This is a genomic window from Streptomyces sp. ISL-36 (assembly GCF_018614205.1).
Classification (GTDB): Bacteria; Actinomycetota; Actinomycetes; order Streptomycetales; family Streptomycetaceae; genus Streptomyces.
This window is the reverse complement of record NZ_JAGGOS010000102.1, coordinates 13,358-35,808: the sequence shown is the minus strand read 5'-3', so window position 1 is coordinate 35,808 and position 22,451 is coordinate 13,358. Positions and strand designations below refer to the sequence as shown.

The following is a 22,451-nucleotide window of genomic DNA, read 5'->3' as shown; positions in this document are numbered from 1 at the left end:
GGCGTCGCCGCGGTCACGTGCCGGCCGTGCCGAGAGACCGGTCGCGGTTTCGGTCCGCGCGCCGCACCGCCTGCGTGGTCGCGGTCAACGTGTCGGCCGTCTCGGTCGTGCTGGGAGACGGGTCGCGGGTTCGGTCCGCGCGGCGCACCGCCTGCGTCGTCGCGGTCACGTGCCGGCGGTCTCGGCCGTCTCGGTCGTGCCGGGAGACGGGTCGCGGGTTCGGTCCGCGACCGCGCACCGCTGGCGTCGCCGCGGTCACGTGCCGGCCCTGTCAGCCCTGTCGGCCGTCGCGGTCGTGCCGTGAGACCGGTCGCGGGTTCGGTCCGCGCCGCGCATCGCCAGTGCCGCCGCGCCCACCAGGCCCGCCGCGCCCGCGAGCGGCAGCAGGACCCGGATGTCGAGGACCGCGACCAGGCCCGCGCCCGCCGCCAGGGCGAGGGCGTTCGGAACGAAGACCAGGGTGTTCGTGGTGGCGGCCGCGCGGCCCACCGTGTCCGCCGGGGTCTCCCGCTGGACGGCCGCCATCGCGGCGACCAGGACCCAGGGCAGTCCCAGCCCGATCACCGCACTCGCCGCCAGGGCCACCCCGTCGTGCGGGACGGCGCGGACCCCGGCGGCCGCCGCGAACAGGGCCAGTCCGGCAGCGGACACCAGCCGCTCCGGCACCCGGCGCAGCAGGGGCCCCACCGTCAGGCCGGCGACGACCGAGCCCGCTCCCTGGACGGCGTACAGCACTCCCGCATAGGCGGGGGAGCGGCCGAGCCCGCCGTCCACCACGGCGTAGACCGCCGCCCCGTTGAGGCCGGCGAGCAGCATCGTGAAGGCGCCCGAACCCACCAGCGGACGCACCACGGGCGAGGAGCGGATCGCCCGCAGACCCTCCGCCGTGTCACGGAGCCAGTGCGCGGACTCCGGCCGTACCGGCTTCTCCTCGCGGATCCGCATCAACGCGAACAGGCCCGCGGCCACGGCGAAGGTCACCGAGTCGAGCAGCGCCACCGGACCGCCGCCGTACCGGGCGAAGAGACCGGCGGCGGCGAGCGGGGCGATCAGCTTCATGCCCTCGTTGGCCGTCATCCGCAGCCCGTTGAAGTCCCCGAGCCGTCGCTTGTCGAGGGCGCTCGCCGCCAGCGCGGCCTCCGCCGCCTCGTGGACGGCCCCCTGCGCCCCGTACAGCACGAGAACGGCGAACAGCAGCCACACCCGGTCCGCCGCATTCACCCACAGCAGCGTCGGCAGCAGCGCCGCCATCGCCGCGTTCGACCACACCATCAGCCGCCCGCGCCGCACCCGGTCCGCGACCGTCCCGAGCAGCGGGCCGAGGAGCGCGGGCGCCCACAGCGCGAAGGCGGTCAGCGCCGCCAGACTGTCCGAGCCGGTCAGGGACTTGACCCAGATCCCCGAGGCCAGCCACATCGCCGTGGAGCCGAAGCCCGACACCAGTACCCCGGCCAGATACAGACCCGCCGTCCGTTTGCTACGCATGCCCATGTCCGCAGCCTGGCTTCTGAGGTGGCCCACGCGGATCGGGCAGTTGACCTACGTAAACGCCGGCGACATCTGGACGGCTGCCGCTGGGCACAAGACGGCGTCGCCGTCTGTTCCGGCGCCTCTCCTCGGCTTCAGTACCTCGCCTCGACCTGCTCCGACACCCTGAACTCGCCCTCGCAGTCGGGGCACGTCGCCCTGCCGAAGAGGTACGTCAGGCCCCGGGCGACCTCCTCGTGCCCGGCCTCGGACGCCATGCGGTGCAGCCGGGCGGGGAGTGGGGCCAGGGCGGACGGGTCGGCGGGGTGGAGGAGGGCCTTGGCGGGGTCCGCCGTCACGTAGTCGCCGGCCGAGGCGAAAGTGCCGTGCTCGCCGAAGGCGATGAAGAGCTCCGACGTGCAGGCGGGGCAGTCCACCTCGTACTCCTCCTCGAACAGGCCCTCCAGCTTTCCCCCGCTCCACTGCCGTTCGCCCTCGAAGGCCAGCACGCACTGCAGCAGGTACACGAACGTCACGCGGTCGTCGGTCGCCGCGTCCAGGAGGCGGTGGGCCACCGGCAGCAGGGCGGCGATCTCGGCCGCGTACCGCGCTTCGCGCTCCTCGTCCGCCGCCGAGACGATGAGGCCCGCCATCAGGACCGCGTCCACCGGTCCGCCCGGTGCGTCGCCCGTCGCGATCGCCGCCAGGTACGGCAGGGCGAGGAAACTGTCGTCGTAGACGGACCCCTGGTGGCACAGGTCGTCCGACAGCTGGCTCCAGACCTTGTCGTCCTCGTCGCCGCCCAAGCGGGTGAAGGCGGCTGCCAGGTCGTCGGAGGGACGGGGGCTCATGCCTCGGCCACCTTCCCGGCCCGGTTCTCGTACCGGAGGGCCGCCCCCGTCGCCAGAGCGCCCAGGCCCTCCCACACGCCCACGCCGAGGAAACCGGCGGGCGCGCGGCCCGAGATCACCGCGAGGGTGAAGACGGCGCAGGTCAGGAGACGGAATGGGACGGTCCAGCGGAAGAAGGGCTTCCAGTCGGCGAGCGCGGCCAGGACGTAGTAGACGCCCATGTTGAGCGCGGCCATCGAGGAGGCCGTCAGAAAGACCAGTGTGTGGTCCCCCTCCGCGCGGCTCGCGCCGGGTATGGGCTCGAAGCCCATGGCCGTGAGCATGATGTCGGGGGCGACGAGCCCCACCACCCCCATGGCCGCCGCGAGCAGTCCGAAGACGGCCATGGTCCAGCCGGAAGGGGAACGGGGCAGTCGCACGGCGGTCCTCCGCGAGGTCGAATCCGTGCTCGGAATGCTCGGATCGTGAGGGACCTTGCATACCGTGTCGCGGGCCCCGCCGACCGATCCGCCCGACCGACCCTCCCGGCCAATCCTCCCGGCCAATCCGCCCCACCAATTCGCCCGACCGATCCGACCGATCCGACCGGTCGTCCCGCCGACCGCGCCGCCCCGGCCGGCTAGTTCAGCGCCGCCTTCATCATCTTCTGCGCCACCGGGGCCGCGAGCCCGTTGCCGCTGACCTCCGAGCGGGCCGCGCCCGAGTCCTCGATCATGACGGCGACCGCCACCTCCTTCCCCGTCTCCGCGTCCTTGGCGTAGGAGGTGAACCAGGCGTACGGCGTCTTGCTGTTGTTCTCGCCGTGCTGAGCGGTACCGGTCTTGCCGCCGACCTCGGCGCCGGCGACCGCCGCGTTGGTGCCCGTACCCTTCTCGACCACCGTCACCATCGCGCTGCGCAGCTGCTCCGCCGTCGACGAGGAGACGATCCGCTTCGCGTCCCCGTCCTCGAAGGATTCCAGCGCGTCTCCGTCGGAGTCGACGACCTGGGAGACCATGTGCGGCGACGCCATGAGACCGTCGTTGGCGATCGCCGCGGACACCATCGCCATCTGGAGTGGGGTCGCGGTCACATCGAACTGACCGATACCGGTCAGCGCCGTCTGTGCCTTGTCCATGTCGGACGGATACACACTCGCGTAGGCGCGGACCGGGACATCCAGCTCCTTGTCGTTGAAGCCGAACTTCTCCGCCATCGCCTTCACCTTCTCCTGCCCGAGGTCGACGGCCAGCTTGGCGAAGACGTTGTTGCAGGAGTACCGCAGCGCGGTCCGGATGGTGGCGTTCTCGCAGGGCGCGGAGAGGTTCTCGTTCTTCAGCACGGTCCGGGTGTTCGGCAGCGTGTACGGGTCGGGGCTGTCGGTCGCCGTGTCCACCGATCCGTAGAGCCCGTCCTCGAGGGCGGCCGCCGCGACGACCAGTTTGAAGGTGGACCCCGGCGGCAGCGGCTGCCGCAGCGCCCGGTTGACGAGCGGCTTGTCTTCGTCCGTGGTCAGCTTCTGCCAGGTGGAGCCGTCGGTCAGACCGGCGATCTTCGAAGGGTCGTAGGAGGGCGTGGACACCATGCCGAGGATCCGGCCGGTCTTCGGGTCGATGGCCACGGCCGCGCCCTTCTTCTTCCCGAGCGCCTCGAAGCCGGCCTTCTGCACGGCCGGGTCGATCGTGGTGAGCACGCTCCCGGGCTTCTGCTGCTTGCCGGTGAGGGCGTCCAGCGGGTTCTTCAGCCGGGTGTCGGTGCCGTCCAGGACTTCGGAGTAGATGCCCTCCAGCTGTGTGGCGCCGTACGCCTGGGAGCTGTAGCCGGTGACGGCCGCGTAGAGCTCGCCTTCGGTGTAGTCGCGCTTGTACGCGAGGTCGCTGCCCTCCGTCTTCTTCGAACCGGTGACCGGCGAGCCGGCCACGATGATGTCTCCGAGCGGCTGCGCGTACTGCGCCATGATCTTCCGCCGGTTGCTCTTGTCGTCCGCGAGGGCCTTGCCTTCGTACGCCTGCACCCAGGTCGCCCGGCCCAGCAGGGCGAGCACCAGGAGCAGCGCGAAGACCGAGGCGCGCCTGATCGTCTTGTTCATCCCCTTGCGGGACGAACGAAGGGGCGCGGGATGTTCCGGATGTGTCCGGTTTCTCAGGGAACCTTCATCCGGGACGGTCCTTCGTCGACGGCGGGTGAGGGCCCGCTCACCGCGGCGTGACGAAACCCGACTCGTACGCGAGGATCACCGCCTGCGTCCGGTCCCGGGCGCCCGTCTTCGACAGGACCGACGCCACGTGCGTCTTGGTCGTCGCCGGGCCGACCCCCATCCGGTCCGCGATCTCCGCGTTCGTCAGGCCCGTCGTCATCAGCCGCAGGACCTCCGCCTCCCGCTCGGTCAGCCGGGCCACCCAGCGCGGCGGCGCCGGCGGCCTGCGCCGGGCGTGCTCGGCCGCCAGACCCCGTACCGCCGCCGGGTAGAGCAGCGAGTCGCTGCTCGCCACCAGGCGTACCGCGCTCACCAGCTCCTCCGCCGCCGCCCGCTTCAGCAGGAACCCCGCGGCGCCCACCCGCAGCGCGTCGTAGACATACGAGTCGTTCTCGAAGGTCGTCACCACCACGATCCGCGGCGGCTCGGGGAGGGACGCCAGGATCTGCTCGGTCGCCCGGATCCCGTCTATCTCCGGCATCCGTACGTCCATCAGCACCACGTCCGGCCGCAGCTCCCGCACCACCGACACCGCCTCGGCGCCGGTCGACGCCTCGCCGACCACTTCCAGGTCCGGCTCCGCGTCCAGGATCACCCGCAGGGCGGTGCGCACCATCCGCTCGTCGTCGGCCAGGACGACCCTGATCATCGTGCACCTGCCAGGGGAAGCCGCACGGAGAGACGCCACACGCCGACCGAAGCGCCCGCCTCCGACCCGCCGGTCACCGATGCGCCCGCCTCCGACGTGCCGCCGAGCAGCCGGGCGCGTTCGGCGATGCCGCGCAGTCCGCGGCCCCCGTCGGGACGGGCCACCGGCGCGCGGGCGGGCAACGGGTTCTCCATCGTGATCTCCAACTCCTCTTCCGTCAGCGTGAGCCGCGCGGTCACGCGCTCACCGCCCGCGTACCGGGCCGCGTTCGTCAGCCCCTCCTGGACGATCCGGTACGCCTCTCTGGACACCGCGTCCGGCACCCGGTCGAGCTCCCCGGTCACCGTCAGGGACACCCCGCGGCCGGCCCCCTTGAGCAGGACGTCGAGCGAGGCGAGGCCGGGCGCCTCGAACTCCCCGTCCTCCTCGTCCCGGCGCAGCAGGCCGAGGACCGAGTCCAGTTCACCGACCGTGCGCCGGGTGGTCTCCTCGATCGCCTCCAGTGCCTCCCGCACGAAGTCCCGGTCCTGTTCCGTACCCGCGTCCAGGACCTTGCGCGCCGCGCTCGCCTGGAGCGTGACCGCACTCAACGCATGGCCGACCGAGTCGTGCAGCTCGCGGGCGAGCCGGTTGCGCACGGCCAGTTCGGCGGCCCGCCGCTCCGCCGCGGCGAGCCGGTCCGCCGGGCTCGGCCCCAGCAGCCGCGGCGCCTGCCGGGCGAGGAGCGTCCCCGAGCCCGCCGCGACGGCGGCCAGGGCGACCAGCATCAGCAGGCCCGCAGGGACGTACAGCCACACCAGCGAGGGCCGGTCGACCCCCCAGAACGAGGCCAGTTCGGACTCCCGCAGCCCGGCCGAGAACGGCAGGACCATCAGCGTCACCGCGAACGGGGGCAGTGCCAGTGTCGCCCCGCTGACCAGCGCGCCGATCCCCAGATGGAGGGTGAACCAGCCCGCCGTCCGGGCCTTCGCGTCCCGGCCCCTGGCCGGGCCGTCCGCGAGCCGACCGCTCGGGACCCCGCACAGCGCCCGCACCGCCGCCACCGACATCGGCCGGGTCAACGGGAAGAGCGAGGTGAGCGCGGCGAGCGGCAGGCCGATCGCGTACGCCCCCAACTGCAGGGTCAGGCCGGCGGAGAACATGGTCTGCCCATCGGTGAGCGGACCCATGACCACGGTGCCGACCAGCCAGTACGGCATGAACAGCGCGCCGCCCAGGATCAGATGGACCCATCGGCGCCTGACCCGCTGCCCCAGCAGCAGGGTGAGCGGTCGTCTCACGCGCTCGCGCTCCGGCGGCGCAGGAAGACGGCGAGACAGCCCGCCAGCAGGAACCCGGTGATCATTTCCCCAGCGTAGGTCAGCTGCATCAGTCCTGTGTGCGCCTCGACAGGATCGGTCTCCGGCATGAGCGACACCAGGGTCATGTACGCGCCCCAGCAGCCCAGACCGCCCGAGCCGACCCAGCCGATCCCCAGCACCGTACGGACCGGGAGCGAGCGGGCCCGCTGGAACACCAGCAGCAGGACGGAGACGACGGCGACGGCGGCGAAGAACAGGCGCATCCACTCCAGGACGTAGAAGTCGGACGTGCGCTCCAGGACACGTGCCGCCGCGAGGCCGCTCGTCGAACCGAGGGCCCACATCACATGGGGCACGGCCGGGACGATCGCGAGCAGTGCGGCCACCACGGCCGTGATCCGCGCACCGGTGCCGGAGAAGCGGGCGGGCAGATCGCCGAGGGTGCCGCGCCAGACGTGCCCCCAGCGGTCCCGGGTGTAGAGGAAGAACAGTGTGCCGAGCGTGATCCCCTGGACGATGAAGCCGCCGTAGACGACCCCGAAGACCCACTCGTCGAGGAACGGCCTGCCGCCCGACTCGTGCCTCTGCGGGCCGGTGAACAGGGAGGTGGCCATCTGCGCCGGGAAACCGATCATGATCGGAGCGAGCAGCCCCGTCGCGGCCCACACCGGGACCGCCAGCAGCCAGGCCCTGACGCGAAGACCCCAGGGCTGGGTGAGCAGCAGGGCGAGGACCACGACCAGGGCGTCGGCGATCACGGAGACGGAGTTGACGACGATCAGCAGCGTCCGGTGGTCGAGGAGCACACTCCCGGCCGGGATGCCGATCTCACTGCCGGCCACCCAGGCGATCTTGAGGGCGATGTAGGGCAGGCAGGCCACTTCGGCGAGGGTGCGAAGGATCCGACGGGTGGCGTTCGGCCGGGTGGCGGCGGGCGCCGCGGCGGGGAGGTGAGCGGTCGGTGTCATGGCTCGACGCTCCCGCGCGGCCCGCCCCTCCCACCTCCTGCCTGGCGACGAACCGCCTCCGCCGCGCGGTGGAGAAGCGCCTCCGCCCACGGGGAATTGACCCATGATTCCGGGTGGGGAATGCACCCCTCGTCCAGTCACAGGGCTGCCTAGGGTGATCTTCATGGACACGACGCAGACCTTCGCCCCGCTCCTGACCCGCGCCACCGAGGCCGAGACCACCGCCGACCCGAGCAGTGTGATGACCCTCCTCGCCGACTCCGGCACCACCGGCGGACTGCTCACCAGCTACCGGTCGTCGTTCGCGAAGGGTGCCGTCGGCGCCCCGGCGCACTTCCACACCAAGGCGTCGGAGATGTTCTTCGTGCTCCGCGGCTCACTCCAGGTGCTCGTGGGCGAGGAGCTGACCGTTCTGGAGCAGGGTGACTTCCTGCTCGTCCCGCCGCACACGCCGCACGCCTTCGCGGCGGCGCCGGGCGCAGAGGCCGACGTGCTGTTCGTCTTCACGCCGGGCATGGCGCGCTTCGACTACCTGCGGCTGCTCGGCCGGGTGATGCGGGGCGAGGCGGGCTTCGAGGAGATCAAGGAGTCCTCCGAGCGCTTCGACAATCACTACGTCGACAGCCCGGTGTGGCAGGCCGCCCTCGCGGACCGGGCCTGACCGCACCGGCTGCGGTCGGAGCCCGGGGCAGACGCTGGGGATCGGAGCCCGGGGCAGACGCCGGGGATCGGAGTCCGCGGGTCAGCGCCTGCGGGTCAGCGCGTCCGGATCAGAGCCTGCGGGTCGCCAGCGTCAGGCGGTCGCGCGCGTCGAACAGAGCGTCCTTGATCATCTGCTCGTGACCGGGGGTGAGCCGGGCCACCGGCACCGAGCAGCTGATCGCGTCGCGCGCGGGGGTCCGGTAGGGGATCGCGATGCCGAAGCAGCGCAGCCCCAGGGTGTTCTCCTCGCGGTCCACCGCGTACCCCTGCTCACGAATGAGGTGCAGCTCCTCGATGAGCTTCTCGCGGTCCGTGAGGGTGTGCTCGGTCAGCGCCGGCAGCGTCTCCGGGAGCAGCTTGCGCACCTGCTCGTCGCTGTGGGTGGCGAGCAGCGCCTTGCCCAGCGACGTCGAGTGGGCGGGCAGCCGACGGCCGACCCGGGTGAACGGCCGCAGATAGTGCTGGGACTGACGGGTCGCCAGGTAGACCACGTTGGTGCCGTCGAGCCGCGCCAGGTGGATGGTCTCGGTGGTGTCGTCGGAGAGCCGGTCCAGGGTGGGCCGGGCGGCGGCCACCACCTCGTCGCCGTCGATGTACGAGGTGCCGACCAGCAGGGCCCGCACCCCGATGCCGTACCGCGTCCCCGTCGCGTCCGTCTCCACCCAGCCCAGCTCGACCAGGGTGCGCAGCAGCATGTACAGGCTGGACTTGGGGTAGCCGACGGCCTCCTGGACGGCGGCGAGCGAGTGCATGCCGGGTCGCCCGGCGAAGTACTCCAGCAGTTCCACCGTGCGCACCGCGGACTTGACCTGGGCCCCACCCGTGTCGGCAGTCGACATTGCCCTCGCCCCTCTTGTTGGTGCCTCTTGTGGAGAGGGCACACCCGTCAATAGAGTCCTGTTCATCTACAGGAATCCTGTTCAGAATAGCGAACAGAGCGTGAAGAGGGGCGTGGCGGTGGCGGCTGAATCAGTGTGGAGTGTGGACCCCCGGACAGGGAAGCCGCGCGAGCAGGTTGCGGTGGAGGCCACAGCGGGGGAGGTCGACCGGGCCGTCCGCGCCGCGTCCGCCGCCCGTGCCGCGCTCGCCGACCGTACGGCGCGGGCCGCCCTGCTGCGGGCCGCCGCCGACCTACTCGACGACGCGGCCGCGCACGTCATCGAGGCCGCCGACGCGGAGACCGCGCTCGGCCCGGTCCGGCTGACCGGCGAACTCGCCCGTACGACCGCCCAGTTGCGGTCCTTCGCTGACGTGGTCGACGAGGGCTCCTTCCTCGACGTACGGATCGACCTGCCCGATCCCACCACGACGCCGCCCACGCCCGACCTGCGCCGCTGGAAGATCCCGCTCGGCGTCGTCGCCGTCTACTCGGCCAGCAACTTCCCGCTCGCCTTCTCCGTCCCCGGCGGCGACACCGCGAGCGCGCTCGCGGCCGGCTGCCCCGTCGTGGTCAAGGCCCACCCCGACCACCCGGCCACCTCCGAGCTCTGCGCCTCCCTGCTGCGCCGGGCCGCGGTCAGCACGGGGCTTCCCGAGGACGTGGTCGGCCTCGTCCACGGCTTCGACGCGGGCGTCGAGCTCGTGCGCCACCCGCTGGTCGCGGCGGCCGGCTTCACCGGTTCGATACGGGGAGGGCGCGCGCTCTTCGATGCCGCGGCGGCCCGTCCCGTCCCCATCCCCTTCCACGGCGAGCTCGGCTCCCTCAACCCGGTCGTGATCACCGGGGCCGCGGCGGACGAGCGGGCCGCGGAGATCGGGTCCGGGCTCGCCGGTTCGATGACCCTGGGAGAGGGACAGTTCTGCACCAAGCCCGGCTTCGTCCTGGCGCCGGCGGGCGAGGCGGGCGACGGGATCGTGGCGTCCCTGACGGCGGCCGTCAGCGAGACCGAGCCGGGCGTGATGCTGGACCACCGGATGCGGGACGCCTTCGTCAGCGGCGTCCAGGAGCGGGCCGGCCTCCCCGGCGTCAGCGCGCCGGTCACCCCCGGCCCCGGCGGCGACCACACCGTCAGCGCGGGCGTCCTGACCGTCGACGCGGAGACCCTGCTCAAGGGGGGCCACGAGCTGCTCCTCGAGGAGTGCTTCGGCCCGGTCACGGTGGTCGCCCGCTACACCTCCCGCGAGGAGATCAGCGACATCCTCTCCCTGCTCCCCGGCAACCTCACGGCCACCCTGCAGATCGCGGCCGACGACGACCCGGACGCCGCCGGCCTCCTCGACGAACTCACCCCGCTCGCCGGGCGGGTGCTGGTCAACGGCTGGCCGACGGGCGTGGCGGTCGCGGGCGCTCAGCACCACGGCGGCCCGTACCCGGCCACCACCTCCACCTCCACCTCGGTCGGAGCGACCGCGATCGAGCGCTGGCTGCGCCCGGTCACCTACCAGTCGACCCCGCAGCACCTGCTCCCGCCGGAGCTTCGGGACGGCAACCCGCTGGGCCTGCCGCGCCGTTGACCTCACGCGGCGGCGGGCACCGGAGCGCCGGCACCGGAGCGCCGGCACCGGAGCGCCGGCGCCGGCCGCCGCGTCGGAGGATCACACCCGCACCACGATCTTTCCCGTGTGGGTGTTGGACTCCATCAGCCGGTGGGCGTCGGTGATCCGCTCCAGACCGTCGAAGGTCTCGGCGATCACCGGCGCCAGTGAGCCGTCGCGCAGACCGGAGCCGATGAACCCGGCCATCCGGTCCCGCCCCTCCGCCGTGCGCACCACCGCGCCGTTCGCGTAACCCCGCACGGTGAGCGGCCAGTTCATCGGCACGGCGGCCGGGCGCGGATCGAGCCAGCCGTACAGCACCGCCGTGCCGCCGGGCTCCAGGGCGTCGCCCAGTGCGGCGAAGCCGGGCCCGCCGACGGCGTCGAAGGCGACCCGCGCGCCCCGGCCACCGGTGAACCGCTTCACCTCCTTCACCAGGTCCTCGCTGCCCGTCGCGATCACCCGCGCCGCGCCCAGGTCGAGCAGCCGCCCGCGCTTCTCCTCGCCGCGCGTCACGGCGATCGGCACCGCGCCGACCCGCAGCGCGGTCTGGATCGCGGCCGTCCCCACCCCGCTGGACGCGCCCGTGATCACCACGTGGTCGCCGGGGCGCAGCCCGCCCGCCTCCACCATGCCGCCGTACGCGGTGGAGTACGTCAGCCACACCGCCGCGGCCGTCACGGCGTCCACGCCCGCCGGCCGGCGCACCACGTACTCCTCGGAGAGCACCACCCGCTCCGCGTACACCCCGTGCACCCCGAAGTCGAAGTTGGCGGCCGCCATCACCGGGTCGCCCGGGGCGTACGCGGTGACGCCCTCGCCGACCGCCTCGACCACCCCGGCCGCCTCGTAGCCGAGCCGGGAGCCGGGGAGCGTCGCGGGGTAGTAGTAGGTGCCGGCGCGGAAGAGCGCCTCGGCGCGGTTGAGGCCGAGCGCCTCGACCCGCAGGAGCACCTCGCCGGGGCCGGGCGCGGGCAGCGGCACCTCCTCGACCCGGAGGACTTCCGGGCCGCCGAGCTCGTGGAACAGCACGGCCCTCGTCGTCGTGTCCGTCGTCATGTCCGCTGCCTTGTCCGCTGTCTTGTCGGTGGACTTGTCGGTTGTCATGCGGACGACCGTAGGCGGGGGTGGGGAGACGATCCATGTCCCGAAACCTCTCCTCCATGTCCGATCGTCTTTCAGCAGGGGACGACGGGTGCGAGGACGGATACGGTGCCGCCATGGACGTACTGAGCGATGCCATCGCCGCCATGCGCACCGGACGGCCCCACTCCTCCCGTACGGTCAGGTTCGCGCCCTGGGGCTTCCGGTTCCCCGCCAGCAAGGGCGCCGGATTCCACGTCGTCCTCCAGGGCACCGCCTGGCTGCTGCCCCCGGACGACGCCCCGCCCGTCCGGCTCGGCCCCGGCGACGTCGTCCTGCTCGCCCACGGGACCGGCCACGGGCTCGCCGACCATCCGTCGACCCCGCTCGTGGACGCCGTACAGGCCCCCGACGGCTCCTGGCCCACGCTGCCCGACCGCGGGCCCGTCGGCACCGACGAGACCCTGTTGCTGTGCGGCGCCTACCAGGTGAGCCGGGCCCGGGCCCATCCGCTCCTCACCGAGCTGCCGCCGTTCGTCCACATCCCGGCCCGGGTCGGCGCCCATCCGCGGCTGCGCGCCGCGATCGACCTGCTCGGCGCCGAACTCGCCGAGCCCCAACCCGGATCCGACGCCGTCGTCCCCGCCCTCCTCGACACGCTGCTGCTCTATCTGCTGCGGACCTGGTGGCTCACGGAGCGCCCGGACCGTACGACGGGCTGGTCCGGTGCGCTCGGCGATCCGGCGGTCGCCGCGGCCCTGAAGGCGATCCACGGCGATCCGGCCCGGGCCTGGACGGTGGAGGATCTCGGCGCCGAGGCCGGCCTCTCGCGCGCCGCCTTCGCCCGGCGCTTCACGGCGCTGGTGGGCCGCCCGCCGCTCGCCTATCTGACGTGGTGGCGGATGACCACGGCCGGGCGGCTCCTGCGCGCGGACGACACGCCCCTGCGGACGGTCGCCGGACGGACCGGATACGCCTCCGAGTTCGCCTTCGCCAAGGCCTTCAAACGGGAGTACGGGGTGGCGCCGGGGCAGTACCGCCGCCAGTCGGCGCCGGCCGCGGCCTCTTCCGCCTCAACCGGCACAGGGCTCGGCGCCATGCCGTAGGACCCGCGAAGACCACCGGCCCTCCCCGGACCGCGTGGCCCGCTCCGGCAACCGCGGGCCGCCCGGCGGCGTCTCCGCCTCCATGATCAGACGTGCCAACGCCGACGACCTCGACACGATCGCCGCCGTACACCTGGCGGCCCGGGCGACCTACTACCGGGACCATCTCCCCGAGGAGGAGTACGCGGGCTCCGAGGAGCTCGCCCGCACCCGGGCCGGCTGGAGCGGGGCCGTGGGCCGCGGCACCGTCCTGTGCGCCGAGCGGGACGGCGAGATCGCCGGCATCGCCGCGTACGGACGGGTCGACGGCGTCATGACGCTCACCCAGCTCCACGTCCGGCCCGACCGGTGGCGCGGGGGCGTCGGCACCGAACTGCACTCCGCCTGTCTCGACGCCTGGCGCGCCGAGGGCGTGACCACCGTCCGGCTGGAGGTCTTCGACAGGAACGAACGGGCCCACGCCTTCTACGCCGCCCGCGGCTGGACCCCGGACGCCGACACTCCGCGCTCCGGCACGCACCTCGTGCTCCGCCTCACAGTGGAGCCCGCGGCGGAATGAATCCGGCGGGCCGGGACGTTCCCGCCACGGAACACCTGTGCCCCGCCCCCACCCATGACCCGGAGAGAAGCAAGACATGCGCGTCGAGATCTGGAGCGACATCGCCTGCCCGTGGTGCTACATCGGCAAGGCCCGCTTCGAGAAGGGGCTGGCGGCCTTCGCCCACCGCGACGACGTCGAGGTGGTGCACCGCTCCTTCGAGCTCGACCCGAACCGGCCCAAGGGCGACACGGCGCCGGTGATCGAGATGCTGGCCAAGAAGTACGGCCGCACCCTGGAGGAGGCCCGCGCCATGGAGGCCCACGTGGCCTCCAACGCGCACTCCGAGGGCCTCGGTTACCGCACCGAGGGCCGTGACCACGGCAACACCTTCGACATCCACCGTCTCCTCCACCTGGCCGGGGAGCGGGGCCGGCAGAACGAACTGCTCGACCTCGCCTACCGCGCCAACTTCGCCGAGGAGCGGTCCGTCTTCGACCCCGAGACCCTGGTACGGCTGGGTGTCGAGGCCGGACTGGACGAGACCGAGGTCCGCTCGGTGCTCGCGGACGAGGACGCCTACGCGGACGCGGTGCGGGCGGACGAGCGCGAGGCCGCGGAGCTCGGTGCGAACGGTGTGCCGTTCTTCGTGCTCGACCGCCGTTACGGAGTCTCCGGCGGCCAGCCCGCCGAGGTCTTCACGCAGGCCCTGGAGCAGGCGTGGCAGGGCCGGACGCCGCAGCCGATCGGCGCGGACGCGGCGGTTTGCGACACCGACGGCACCTGCGAGGTCTGAGCAGCGCACAGGGGCTCCCCTTGATCATTCGTCGTTGACGAGAGGTCGGGGGAGGCCCAGGCTGGGCCCATGGACGTCATGGACCCCCTCGGCGGAGCCGAGTTCGCGCCGAAGTACACCTACCTCAACACCTCCGCCTGCGCGCTGATGCCGCGCCGCACCATCGAGGCGATCACGCTGCTCGCCGAGGAGACCGCGGCGGGGCGGCCGGAGGGGGCCGGCAGCTTCGAGATCGTCGCGGAGGCCCGCGCCACGTACGCCCGGCTCATGGGTGTCGATCCGGACCGGGTCGCGGTCGGCAGCTCGGTCTCGGTCCATGTCGGGATGATCGCGCAGTCGATGCCTGCGGGTTCCGAGATCCTCTTCCCCGAGGGCGACTTCAGCTCCGTCATCACCCCGTTCACGGTCCGCGGCGACCTCAAGACGCGCTTCGTGCCGCTGGAACGGCTGGCGGAGTCCATCGGTCCCGAGACCGCCCTCGTCGCCTTCTCCTCGGTGCAGTCCTCGGACGGCCGGACCGCCGACTTCGCCGCGGTACGGGCGGCGGCGGCCGCGCACGGCGCCCGTACGCTCGTCGACGCCACCCAGTCGGCGGGCTGGCTGCCGCTGCGGGCGGGCGAGTGGGACTACACGGTGGCCGGCGGCTACAAGTTCCTGCTCTGCCCGCGCGGTTCGTCGTTCCTCACCGTCACGGAGGAGGCGCAGGACTCGCTCGTACCGATCCACGCGGGATGGGTGACGGGCGAGGAGCTGTGGGTCAACAGCTACGGTCCGGTGCGCGAACTGGCCCGTTCCGCACGGCGGTTCGACGAGCCGCCGGCCTTTCTGTCGTACCACGGGGCCGCCCGCTCGCTGGCGCTCCTGGAGGAGATCGGCATCGAGCGGATCGAGGCCCACAACAAGGCGCTCGCCGCCCGTTTCCGGGCCGAGCTCGTGGAGCTGGGGCACGCGCCGGTGCAGGACGTCTCCGGCGTCGTCGGAGTGCCGGGTCTCGGCGACCGTCAGGCGGCGCTGCGGGCGGCCGGTGTGCTGATGTCCGCCCGGGTGGGCAATCTGCGGGCGTCCTTCCATCTCTACAACGGGGTGGCGGACGTGGACCGGGCCCTGGACGTCCTGGCCGGCTGACCGCCGGGCGCCGATACGCCCGGCGCCCCGACCCCTGCCGGGGCGCCGACACCCACCCCCGACCCCTGCCGTGGCGCCGACACGCACCCCCGGCCCCGTGCCGTGGCGCCGATGCGCCTGTCCCGGTGAGGGGGCGCCGATACGCCCGCCGGGCTCCGCGTCGTGCCTTCAGTTCCGGGGCGGGCAGTCGTCCGTCCCGGCGCAGAGGTTCTCCTCGACCCGGGCCAGCAGGCGGGCGAGTTCCGCGCGCTCGGCCGGGGAGAGCCCGGCCAGGGTGTGCTCCTCCAGGCCGGTCCAGACGTCGGCCACCCCCGCCCGCAGGGCGCCGCCGCCGTCCGTCGCCTCGACCAGGACCGCGCGCCGGTCGGCCGGGTCCGGGCTGCGTCGCACGTAACCGCTCTGCTCCAGACGCTGGAGCATCTTCGTGACCGTCGAGGGGTCCAGGCCCATCGTCCTGATCAGCTCCGACTGACGGACCGGTCCGCAGTCCCAGAGGCACATCATCAGGAACTCCTGCCCCGGATAGAGCCCGACCTCCTTGAGCAGCCGTCCCGCGGCGATCCGGTGCAGCCGGCCCACGCGGGAGAGGGCGTGGCTCAGCGGGCCGCCCTGCGCGGCGGACGGCAGCGGGTCGCGACGGGCGGCCTCCGACGGGGGCGCGGAGGGGGTGTCGGGCATCGTGGGCTCCTTGGGCGGGCGATCATCTCCAGATTACCTTGGTCGGCCAATCAATGCGTTACAGTGGCGGCAGGCCGAATACTTGGCCGACCACATAAATGTTTCAGGAGGCCGTCATGACCACCGCGTTCGACCCGATCGACCTCGCGGGAGCCCGACTCTCCAACCGCATCGCCATGGCCCCGATGACCCGCAGCCGTGCCCACGGCAAGGACCGCACCCCCACCGCGCTCGTCGCCGAGTACTACGCGCAGCGCGCCTCCGCCGGCCTGATCATCACCGAGGGCGTCCAGCCCTCCGCCGTCGGCCAGGGCTACCCCAACACCCCGGGACTGCACAGCGCCGCACAGATCGCCGCCTGGCGCGAGGTCACCGACGCCGTCCACGCCCGCGGCGGCACGATATTCGCCCAGCTCATGCACGCCGGCCGGATCGGCCACCCCGACCTGCTCGACGGCGACCTCCACCCGGTCGGCCCGTCCGCCGTCGCCGCGGCCGGCCAGGTCTTCACCTTCGAGGGCCCCAAGGACTTCGTCACCCCGCGCGAACTGAGCACCGACGACGTGCGCGCCACCGTCGCCGACTTCGCGGCCGCCGCACGCAACGCCGTCGACGCGGGCTTCGACGGCGTCGAGATCCACGGCGCCAACGGCTACCTCGTCCACCAGTTCCTCGCCGCCGGCTCCAACCGCCGCACCGACGAGTGGGGCGGCTCCGTCGAGAACCGGATCAGGTTCGCCGTCGAGGTCGTCCGGGCCGTCGCCGCCGAGATCGGCCCCGAGCGCACCGGTCTGCGCGTCTCCCCGGGCAACACCTACAACGACATCGCGGAGACCGAGACCGAGGAGACGTACACCGCGCTCGTCGACGCGATCGACCCGCTGGGCATCGCCTACCTGCACGTCCACGAACCCGCGCCCGGCATCCGTGAGCTGACCCTCGCGCTGCGCAAGCGGTTCTCCGGTGCGTTCGTGCTCAACCCGGCGACGCAGGACGCGACCTCCGTCGAGTCGCTGGCCCTGGTCGAGGACGGGATCGCGGACATCGTCGCGTACGGCAGGCTCTTCATCGCCAACCCCGACCTGCCGGCCCGCCTCAGGAACGACGGCCCGTACAACGCCCCGGACCACTCCTCCTTCTACAGCGGCGACCACCGCGGCTACACGGACTACCCGGCGCTGTGAGCGCACGGCGGGGGCCCGGCCGATCGGGCCGGGCCCCGGCAAGGTGCCTCACCGCACGGGCGTGAAGTCCCGCGCCCCGATGAACTCCGGCCGCCGCATCGGCGCCGCGAACGGCTCCACCGCCGCGTTCTCCACGCTGTTGAAGACGATGAAGACGTTGCTGCGCGGATAGGGAGTGATGTTGTCGCCCGAACCGTGCATGGCGTTGCAGTCGAACCAGGTCGCCGAGCCGGCCCGGCCCGTGAACAGCCGGATCCCGTGCGCGTCCGCGAGGCTCGTCAGCGCCTCGTCGGACGGGGTCCCCGCGTCCTGCATCTGCAGCGAGCGCTTGTAGTTGTCCTTCGGGGTCGCACCCGCGCACCCGAGGAACGTCCTGTGCGAGCCCGGCATGATCATCAGGCCGCCGTTGGTGTCGTGGTTCTCGGTCAGCGCGATCGACACCGACACCGTCCGCATCCGCGGCAGCCCGTCCTCCGCGTGCCAGGTCTCGAAGTCCGAGTGCCAGTAGAACCCGGAGGCGCCGAAGCCCGGCTTCACGTTGATCCGCGACTGATGGACGTACACGTCCGAGCCGAGGATCTCGCGGGCCCGGCCCACCACCCGCTCGTCGCGCACGAGCCGGGCGAAGACCTCGCTGATCCGGTGCACCTCGAAGACCGAGCGGACGGAACCCGTCGCCCGCTCGACGATCGCGCGCTCGTCCTCCCGTACCGCCGGATCGGCGATCAGCCGGTCGAGCTCGCGCTTGTAGACCGCCACCTCCTGGTCGGTCAGCAGCTCCGGTTCGGCGAGGAAGCCGTCCCGTTCGTACGACTCCAGACCAGGGGCGTCGCTCCACACCACCGGGTCGCGGCGCGGGGTGAGTTCCTCGGCGGCGCCTCGCGTCGGATACAGGTCCGTGCGGTCGGTCAGTACGTCGGTCATGATCAGCCCTCCTCCGTGAGCAGGGGGTACACCCCGTTCTCGTCGTGGTCCTCCCGGCCCGTGACCGGGGGGTTGAAGACGCAGACGCAGCGGAAGTCGGTCTTGGGGCGCAGGGTGTGCCGCTCATGGCCGTCGAGCAGGTACATCGTGCCCGGCTCGATCCAGTGCGTCTCGCCCGTCTCGTCGTTCGTCAGCTCGGCCTCGCCCTCGACGCACAGGACGGCCTCGATGTGGTTCGCGTACCACATGGACGTCTCCGTGCCCGCGTAGAGCACGGTCTCGTGGAGCGAGAAGCCGACGCGCTCCTTGGCGAGGACGATCCGCTTGCTCTCCCATGTGCCGGACTTGGCCCGCACATGGCGTTCGGTGTTCTCGATGTCCTTGAACGATCGGACGATCACGGTGGTGCTCCTTCCTTTCGTCTTGCTCGTACGGAGGTCAGGCGGTCTCGCGGACCGCGCGGGACAGCACGCTCAGCCCCTCGTCCAGCTCCTCCGGCGTCACGGTCAGCGGCGGCAGGAGTTTCACGACCTGGCTCGCCGGGCCCGAGGTCTCCAGCAGGAGCCCCAGCTCGAAGGCGCGGGCGCAGATCTTCGCCGCCCGGGTGGTGTCGGCGAACTCCAGGCCCCAGACCAGTCCGCGGCCGCGGTAGTGGGCGCCGTAGGCGGAGTTCTCCTCGCAGAGGGCGAGGAGCGCCTGCTCGACCTGCTCGCCGCGCGCCAGGGTCTGCTTCTCCATCTGGCCGTCGGCCCAGTAGGTGTCGAGCGCGGCCGCCGCGGTGACGAAGGCGGGGTTGTTGCCGCGGAAGGTGCCGTTGTGCTCGCCCGGCTCCCACACGTCCAGCTCGGGCCGGAACAGGCACAGGGACATCGGGAGCCCGTACCCGCTGATCGACTTCGACAGCGTGACGATGTCCGGGGTGACGCCGGCCTCCTCGAAGGAGAAGAAGGCGCCCGTGCGGCCGCAGCCCATCTGGATGTCGTCGACGATCAGCAGCATGTCCTGGCGCCGGCACAGATCGGAGAGCGCCCGCAGCCACTCGGGCCGGGCCACGTTGATGCCGCCCTCGCCCTGCACGGTCTCCACGATCACGGCGGCCGGCTTGTTCAGCCCCGACCCCTGGTCCTCGAGCAGCCGCTCGAACCAGAGGAAGTCCGGGACCTGGCCGTCGAGGTAGTGGTCGAACGGCATCGGCGTGCCGTGCACCAGCGGGATCCCCGCTCCGGCGCGCTTGAAGGCGTTGCCGGTGACGGCGAGCGAGCCCAGCGACATGCCGTGGAAGGCGTTGGTGAAGGAGACCACCGACTCGCGGCCCTTCACCTTCCGGGCCAGCTTCAGCGCGGACTCCACGGCGTTGGTGCCCGTCGGCCCGGGGAACATCACCTTGTACGACAGCGAACGCGGCTTCAGCACCACGTCCTGGAAGGTCTCCAGGAACGAACGCTTGGCGGTGGTCGCCATGTCGAGACCGTGGGTGATCCCGTCGCGTTCCAGATAGTCGATGAGCGCCCGTTTCAGTACGGGATTGTTGTGGCCGTAATTGAGTGAACCGGCGCCGGCGAAGAAGTCCAGGTACGTGTGCCCGTCCTCGTCGGTGAGGCGGGCGCCCTGGGCGCGGTCGAAGACGGTGGGCCAGCCACGGCAGTAGCTGCGCACCTCCGACTCCAGGGTCTCGAAGACACTGAGGGCGGGCGGGGCGATGGTCACAGCGATTCTCCCGTGGTCTGGAGGGGGCCTATGCGGTAGAGGACTTCGGGCAGATGGGTGCCCGCGCCGTCGGGCGTGCCGGGGAACAGGGCCCCGTCGAAGAGGACCTCGCGCTCCAGGCGGAGGCCGTGCCGTTCGGCGTAGGCGGTGAAGAGCCGGTCGGACGCCGTGTTGTCCGGGGTGACGGTGGCCTCGACGGCGGCGGGGGTGACCCGCGCGGTCAGCGCGTCGAGCAGCACGCCGGCCAGGCCGCGGCCGCGGTGCGCCCTGTCGACGGCGATCTGCCAGACGACGAGGGTTCCGGGCCGGTCGGGCCGCAGATAGCCGGTGACGAAGGCGATCGGCTCACCGTCGGCGGCGCGCGCGACCAGCGAGGTGGCGGCGAAGTCCCGGCACCACAGCAGATAGCTGTACGGAGAGTTCAGATCGAGCGACCCGGAATCGCGGGCCATACGCCAGAGTGCGGCTCCGTCCTCCACACTCGGGCTTTCGACGGTCATAGCTGATTGAGCGGCGGTCATGCCGAGGCAATTTACCGAGCAAATTCTCGAATTGCATGTGGCTGAGGGGTGGGGTGGCGGCGCGTGATGTGTTATCCGCGCGCGTGCGATTCGCACCGCATTTGCCCGGATTTTTCCGGGCGAAATGGACGTGATGTGGGGTCGGTCACAGGTTCTGAATGGGCCGGGAAACGCTGACGAAACCCTGGCGTTTAGGGTCGGAAAAACGGGGCAGAAGAAACCAGGAACTTGTAAGGGAATGCGCTTGGGGAATGTGTGGCCGCATTTATGCGGGAAAGGAAAATGCCGCGACCGGTGGTCGCGGCATTCGCGGAAATCCGCCCAGGAGCGCCCGGGTGCCCGGGTGCTCGGGCAGCGGGCGTGGGGAGCCGGGTTCGGCGCCCGGTGCCGGGCTACTGCCCCCAGGTCTCCGTCACGGCGCGGCGGGCGCCCTCCAGGTCGACCGTGCGCCCCATCTCGCCGAGCGCCGCGCCCAGCGCCGCCAGGGACGACTGCACCACGCCCGGCGTCGCGTCCACGCCGTAGTGGTTGACCCGGATCATCTCCTTCGCCGGCGCCCCGCCGCCCGCGATCAGCGGCAGCGACGGGTCGGCCGCCAGCGCCCTGGCGACCAGCTCGGAGGCGTCCACACCCGCCGGGGAACGCAGCGTCGTCGCCACCGGGGCGGCGTCCTTCGCCTCGTGGACGTACGGCTCCAGGCCACCGCCCAGCGCCAGCGCGCCCGCGCGGGTCGCGGCGGCCGCCGAGGAGTGACGGCCCATCACCACGTCGAGCCCTTCGGCCTCGATCCGCTCCACACACGCCTCAAGGGCCAGCATCTCCAGCTGCGCCGGCGCGTGCAGCAGCGCCTTCCGCCCGCCGTCGATCCAGCGCTCCTTCCAGTCGAGGAGGGAGAGGTACGAACGGCGCGGCGCTCCCGGATTGGCGGCGAAGCGCTCCCAGGCCCGCTCGCTGACGGACACCGCCGACACACCGGCCGGACCGCCCATCGCCTTCTGCGCACCGATGATGCACATGTCCACGCCCCACGCGTCCGGCAGCACCGGCTCGGCGCCGATCGACGCCACCGCGTCGAGGTAGAACAGCGCGCCGTGCGCCCGCACGACCTCGCCGATCTCGGCGACGGGATTGGTGTTGCCGGTCGCCGCCTCCGCGTGGACCAGCGACACGAAGTCGATCTCCGGGTGCCCGGCCAGCGCCTGCTCCACCTGAGCGGCCGTCACCGCCGTGTGGAACGGCACCTCCAGGTCCACGACCGTCGCACCGCAGTCCCGCAGCCAGTTGCCGAAGGTCTGGCCGTACGGCCCGGTGACGATGTTCAGCGCGGTCGAGCCGGGCCGGGCGCCGCTGCGGATGCAGCCCTCCAGGGGCAGCAGCGCCTCGCCCTGCATGATCACCACGTCCTGCTCGGTGGAGAGGAGCGCGGCGACCCGCCGCTCGATGGACGCGAAGTGCGCGGCGGTCAGCGGGGCCAGGTCCAGAAGCGGGTGTGTCACGGTCACGGCGGTGCCTTCTTCGGATCAGTTCGATGCTGGTGAGCTGCCAGAGGAGCTCCGGTTCAGGGTACCGAGACGGCCCCCGACGCCCGGTGGGGCGGCTCCGGACGGACGTACGCGGAACGGTCCATCCCCCGCGTACAACCCCCACGCCGCATCCGGTGTCGAACAGGGCGCCGGACAAGGGACGGGCCCTTGCCGGACCACCCCCGCAGCCGCCCGGATCCTCTTCGGCACGGTCGCCGACGCGGGGTCGGTGACCGTCCTGCGCGGGACGCGGGCGGGCCTCACCGGCAGCGGCGCCCGGTCGTGGTCCCAGGACGCGCCCTCCGTGCCCGGCGCGGCCGAGCGGGCCGACCGGTTCGGCGCCCAGATCCGGCTCTTCGACGCCGACCGCGACGGCCGCTTCGGACTGCTGGCGGCGGCGCCCGGCGAGAACACCGACGACGGGCACGTGTGGGTGTTCCCCGCGGCCTCCGGAGGGCCGACAGCCGTGGGCTCGTGGACGTACGCGGCAGGCTCCCTCGGGGCCTCGTCCGTGGACGCCCGCTTCGGCGCGGCGATCGATGAATGAGCGAGGAGTGAGCTCCGGAGAAGCGACGTACGAGCTCCGTACGAGCTCCGTACGAGCTCCGTACGAGCTCCGTCCGAACTCCGTACGAGCTCGGACGGAGCGAGGGACGAGGGCCGGACGAGGCTCCGTG

23 protein-coding genes are annotated in these 22,451 nt (G+C 72.3%); 8 read left to right on the top strand and 15 right to left on the bottom strand.

Annotated features, from left to right (window positions below; translation table 11 throughout):
- Positions 1–255: 255 nt before the first annotated feature.
- The 7 genes from J7E93_RS25545 to J7E93_RS25515 all read right to left on the bottom strand — a co-directional run bounded on the left by J7E93_RS25545 (position 256) and on the right by J7E93_RS25515 (position 7,412).
- Positions 256–1,491: an MFS transporter gene (locus J7E93_RS25545; protein WP_215072291.1), complete on the bottom strand. Its 1,236-nt coding sequence runs from the start codon at positions 1,489–1,491 to the stop codon at positions 256–258.
- A gap of 131 nt (positions 1,492–1,622) precedes the next feature.
- Positions 1,623–2,318, bottom strand: a complete 696-nt coding sequence (locus tag J7E93_RS25540; RefSeq protein WP_215072290.1) for a hypothetical protein — start codon at positions 2,316–2,318, stop codon at positions 1,623–1,625.
- Positions 2,315–2,704, bottom strand: a complete 390-nt coding sequence (locus tag J7E93_RS25535) for a hypothetical protein (RefSeq protein ID WP_215072296.1) — start codon at positions 2,702–2,704, stop codon at positions 2,315–2,317. The genes J7E93_RS25540 and J7E93_RS25535 overlap by 4 nt, the downstream gene beginning before the upstream one ends.
- Positions 2,705–2,937: 233 nt before the next feature.
- Positions 2,938–4,386, bottom strand: a complete 1,449-nt coding sequence (locus J7E93_RS25530) for a penicillin-binding protein 2 (protein ID WP_215072289.1) — start codon at positions 4,384–4,386, stop codon at positions 2,938–2,940.
- A 106-nt stretch (positions 4,387–4,492) separates the two neighbouring features.
- Positions 4,493–5,143 (bottom strand): response regulator transcription factor, encoded by a 651-nt coding sequence (locus J7E93_RS25525; RefSeq protein WP_215072288.1) that lies wholly within the window; start codon positions 5,141–5,143, stop codon positions 4,493–4,495.
- Positions 5,140–6,423, bottom strand: a complete 1,284-nt coding sequence (locus J7E93_RS25520; protein WP_308368783.1) for a histidine kinase — start codon at positions 6,421–6,423, stop codon at positions 5,140–5,142. Before J7E93_RS25520 ends, J7E93_RS25525 begins: the two co-directional genes overlap by 4 nt.
- A complete protein-coding gene (locus tag J7E93_RS25515; protein ID WP_215072287.1) occupies positions 6,420–7,412 on the bottom strand; it encodes a hypothetical protein in 993 nt (330 codons plus the stop codon). Before J7E93_RS25515 ends, J7E93_RS25520 begins: the two co-directional genes overlap by 4 nt.
- Positions 7,413–7,575: 163 nt before the next feature.
- Here J7E93_RS25515 and J7E93_RS25510 point away from each other — a divergent pair, with 163 nt between their 5' ends.
- Complete coding sequence (locus tag J7E93_RS25510) at positions 7,576–8,073, top strand: cupin domain-containing protein (RefSeq protein ID WP_215072286.1); 498 nt, start codon at positions 7,576–7,578, stop codon at positions 8,071–8,073.
- A 109-nt stretch (positions 8,074–8,182) separates the two neighbouring features.
- Here J7E93_RS25510 and J7E93_RS25505 read toward each other — a convergent pair whose 3' ends face one another.
- Positions 8,183–8,953 (bottom strand): IclR family transcriptional regulator, encoded by a 771-nt coding sequence (locus J7E93_RS25505; protein WP_215072285.1) that lies wholly within the window; start codon positions 8,951–8,953, stop codon positions 8,183–8,185.
- A 118-nt stretch (positions 8,954–9,071) separates the two neighbouring features.
- Here J7E93_RS25505 and J7E93_RS25500 point away from each other — a divergent pair, with 118 nt between their 5' ends.
- A complete protein-coding gene (locus J7E93_RS25500) occupies positions 9,072–10,568 on the top strand; it encodes an aldehyde dehydrogenase (NADP(+)) (protein ID WP_215072284.1) in 1,497 nt (498 codons plus the stop codon).
- Positions 10,569–10,649: 81 nt separating this feature from the next.
- On the opposite strand, the gene J7E93_RS25495 is transcribed toward J7E93_RS25500, so the two are convergent.
- On the bottom strand, positions 10,650–11,696 hold the full coding sequence (locus J7E93_RS25495; protein ID WP_374105430.1) for a zinc-dependent alcohol dehydrogenase family protein: 1,047 nt from the start codon (positions 11,694–11,696) through the stop codon (positions 10,650–10,652).
- Positions 11,697–11,809: 113 nt separating this feature from the next.
- Between J7E93_RS25495 and J7E93_RS25490 the strand changes: the two genes are divergently transcribed.
- The 4 genes from J7E93_RS25490 to J7E93_RS25475 all read left to right on the top strand — a co-directional run bounded on the left by J7E93_RS25490 (position 11,810) and on the right by J7E93_RS25475 (position 15,237).
- Positions 11,810–12,778, top strand: coding sequence for an AraC family transcriptional regulator (locus J7E93_RS25490; protein WP_215072283.1), 969 nt, complete (start codon positions 11,810–11,812; stop codon positions 12,776–12,778).
- Positions 12,779–12,860: 82 nt separating this feature from the next.
- A complete protein-coding gene (locus J7E93_RS25485) occupies positions 12,861–13,337 on the top strand; it encodes a GNAT family N-acetyltransferase (RefSeq protein WP_215072282.1) in 477 nt (158 codons plus the stop codon).
- Positions 13,338–13,413: 76 nt separating this feature from the next.
- Positions 13,414–14,112 carry a DsbA family oxidoreductase gene (locus tag J7E93_RS25480; protein ID WP_215072281.1) on the top strand — a complete coding sequence of 233 codons (699 nt, stop codon included), beginning with the start codon at positions 13,414–13,416 and terminating at the stop codon, positions 14,110–14,112.
- 78 nt (positions 14,113–14,190) lie between these two features.
- Positions 14,191–15,237, top strand: coding sequence for an aminotransferase class V-fold PLP-dependent enzyme (locus J7E93_RS25475; protein ID WP_374105431.1), 1,047 nt, complete (start codon positions 14,191–14,193; stop codon positions 15,235–15,237).
- Positions 15,238–15,405: 168 nt separating this feature from the next.
- On the opposite strand, the gene J7E93_RS25470 is transcribed toward J7E93_RS25475, so the two are convergent.
- Positions 15,406–15,915, bottom strand: coding sequence for a MarR family winged helix-turn-helix transcriptional regulator (locus J7E93_RS25470; RefSeq protein ID WP_215072279.1), 510 nt, complete (start codon positions 15,913–15,915; stop codon positions 15,406–15,408).
- A gap of 116 nt (positions 15,916–16,031) precedes the next feature.
- Here J7E93_RS25470 and J7E93_RS25465 point away from each other — a divergent pair, with 116 nt between their 5' ends.
- A complete protein-coding gene (locus J7E93_RS25465; protein ID WP_215072278.1) occupies positions 16,032–17,099 on the top strand; it encodes an alkene reductase in 1,068 nt (355 codons plus the stop codon).
- Positions 17,100–17,147: 48 nt separating this feature from the next.
- Here J7E93_RS25465 and thpD read toward each other — a convergent pair whose 3' ends face one another.
- The 5 genes from thpD to J7E93_RS25440 all read right to left on the bottom strand — a co-directional run bounded on the left by thpD (position 17,148) and on the right by J7E93_RS25440 (position 21,747).
- On the bottom strand, positions 17,148–18,023 hold the full coding sequence (thpD, locus tag J7E93_RS25460; RefSeq protein WP_215072277.1) for an ectoine hydroxylase: 876 nt from the start codon (positions 18,021–18,023) through the stop codon (positions 17,148–17,150).
- A gap of 2 nt (positions 18,024–18,025) precedes the next feature.
- Entirely contained in the window at positions 18,026–18,424 is a 399-nt protein-coding gene (locus J7E93_RS25455; protein WP_215072276.1) for an ectoine synthase, read from the bottom strand.
- Positions 18,425–18,461: 37 nt separating this feature from the next.
- Entirely contained in the window at positions 18,462–19,730 is a 1,269-nt protein-coding gene (gene ectB / locus J7E93_RS25450; RefSeq protein WP_215072275.1) for a diaminobutyrate--2-oxoglutarate transaminase, read from the bottom strand.
- Entirely contained in the window at positions 19,727–20,230 is a 504-nt protein-coding gene (gene ectA, locus J7E93_RS25445) for a diaminobutyrate acetyltransferase (protein ID WP_215072293.1), read from the bottom strand. Before ectA ends, ectB begins: the two co-directional genes overlap by 4 nt.
- Positions 20,231–20,643: 413 nt before the next feature.
- Positions 20,644–21,747 carry an aminotransferase class V-fold PLP-dependent enzyme gene (locus J7E93_RS25440; RefSeq protein WP_215072292.1) on the bottom strand — a complete coding sequence of 368 codons (1,104 nt, stop codon included), beginning with the start codon at positions 21,745–21,747 and terminating at the stop codon, positions 20,644–20,646.
- A 256-nt stretch (positions 21,748–22,003) separates the two neighbouring features.
- Here J7E93_RS25440 and J7E93_RS25435 point away from each other — a divergent pair, with 256 nt between their 5' ends.
- Entirely contained in the window at positions 22,004–22,321 is a 318-nt protein-coding gene (locus J7E93_RS25435; RefSeq protein WP_215072274.1) for a hypothetical protein, read from the top strand.
- Positions 22,322–22,451 lie beyond the last annotated feature (130 nt).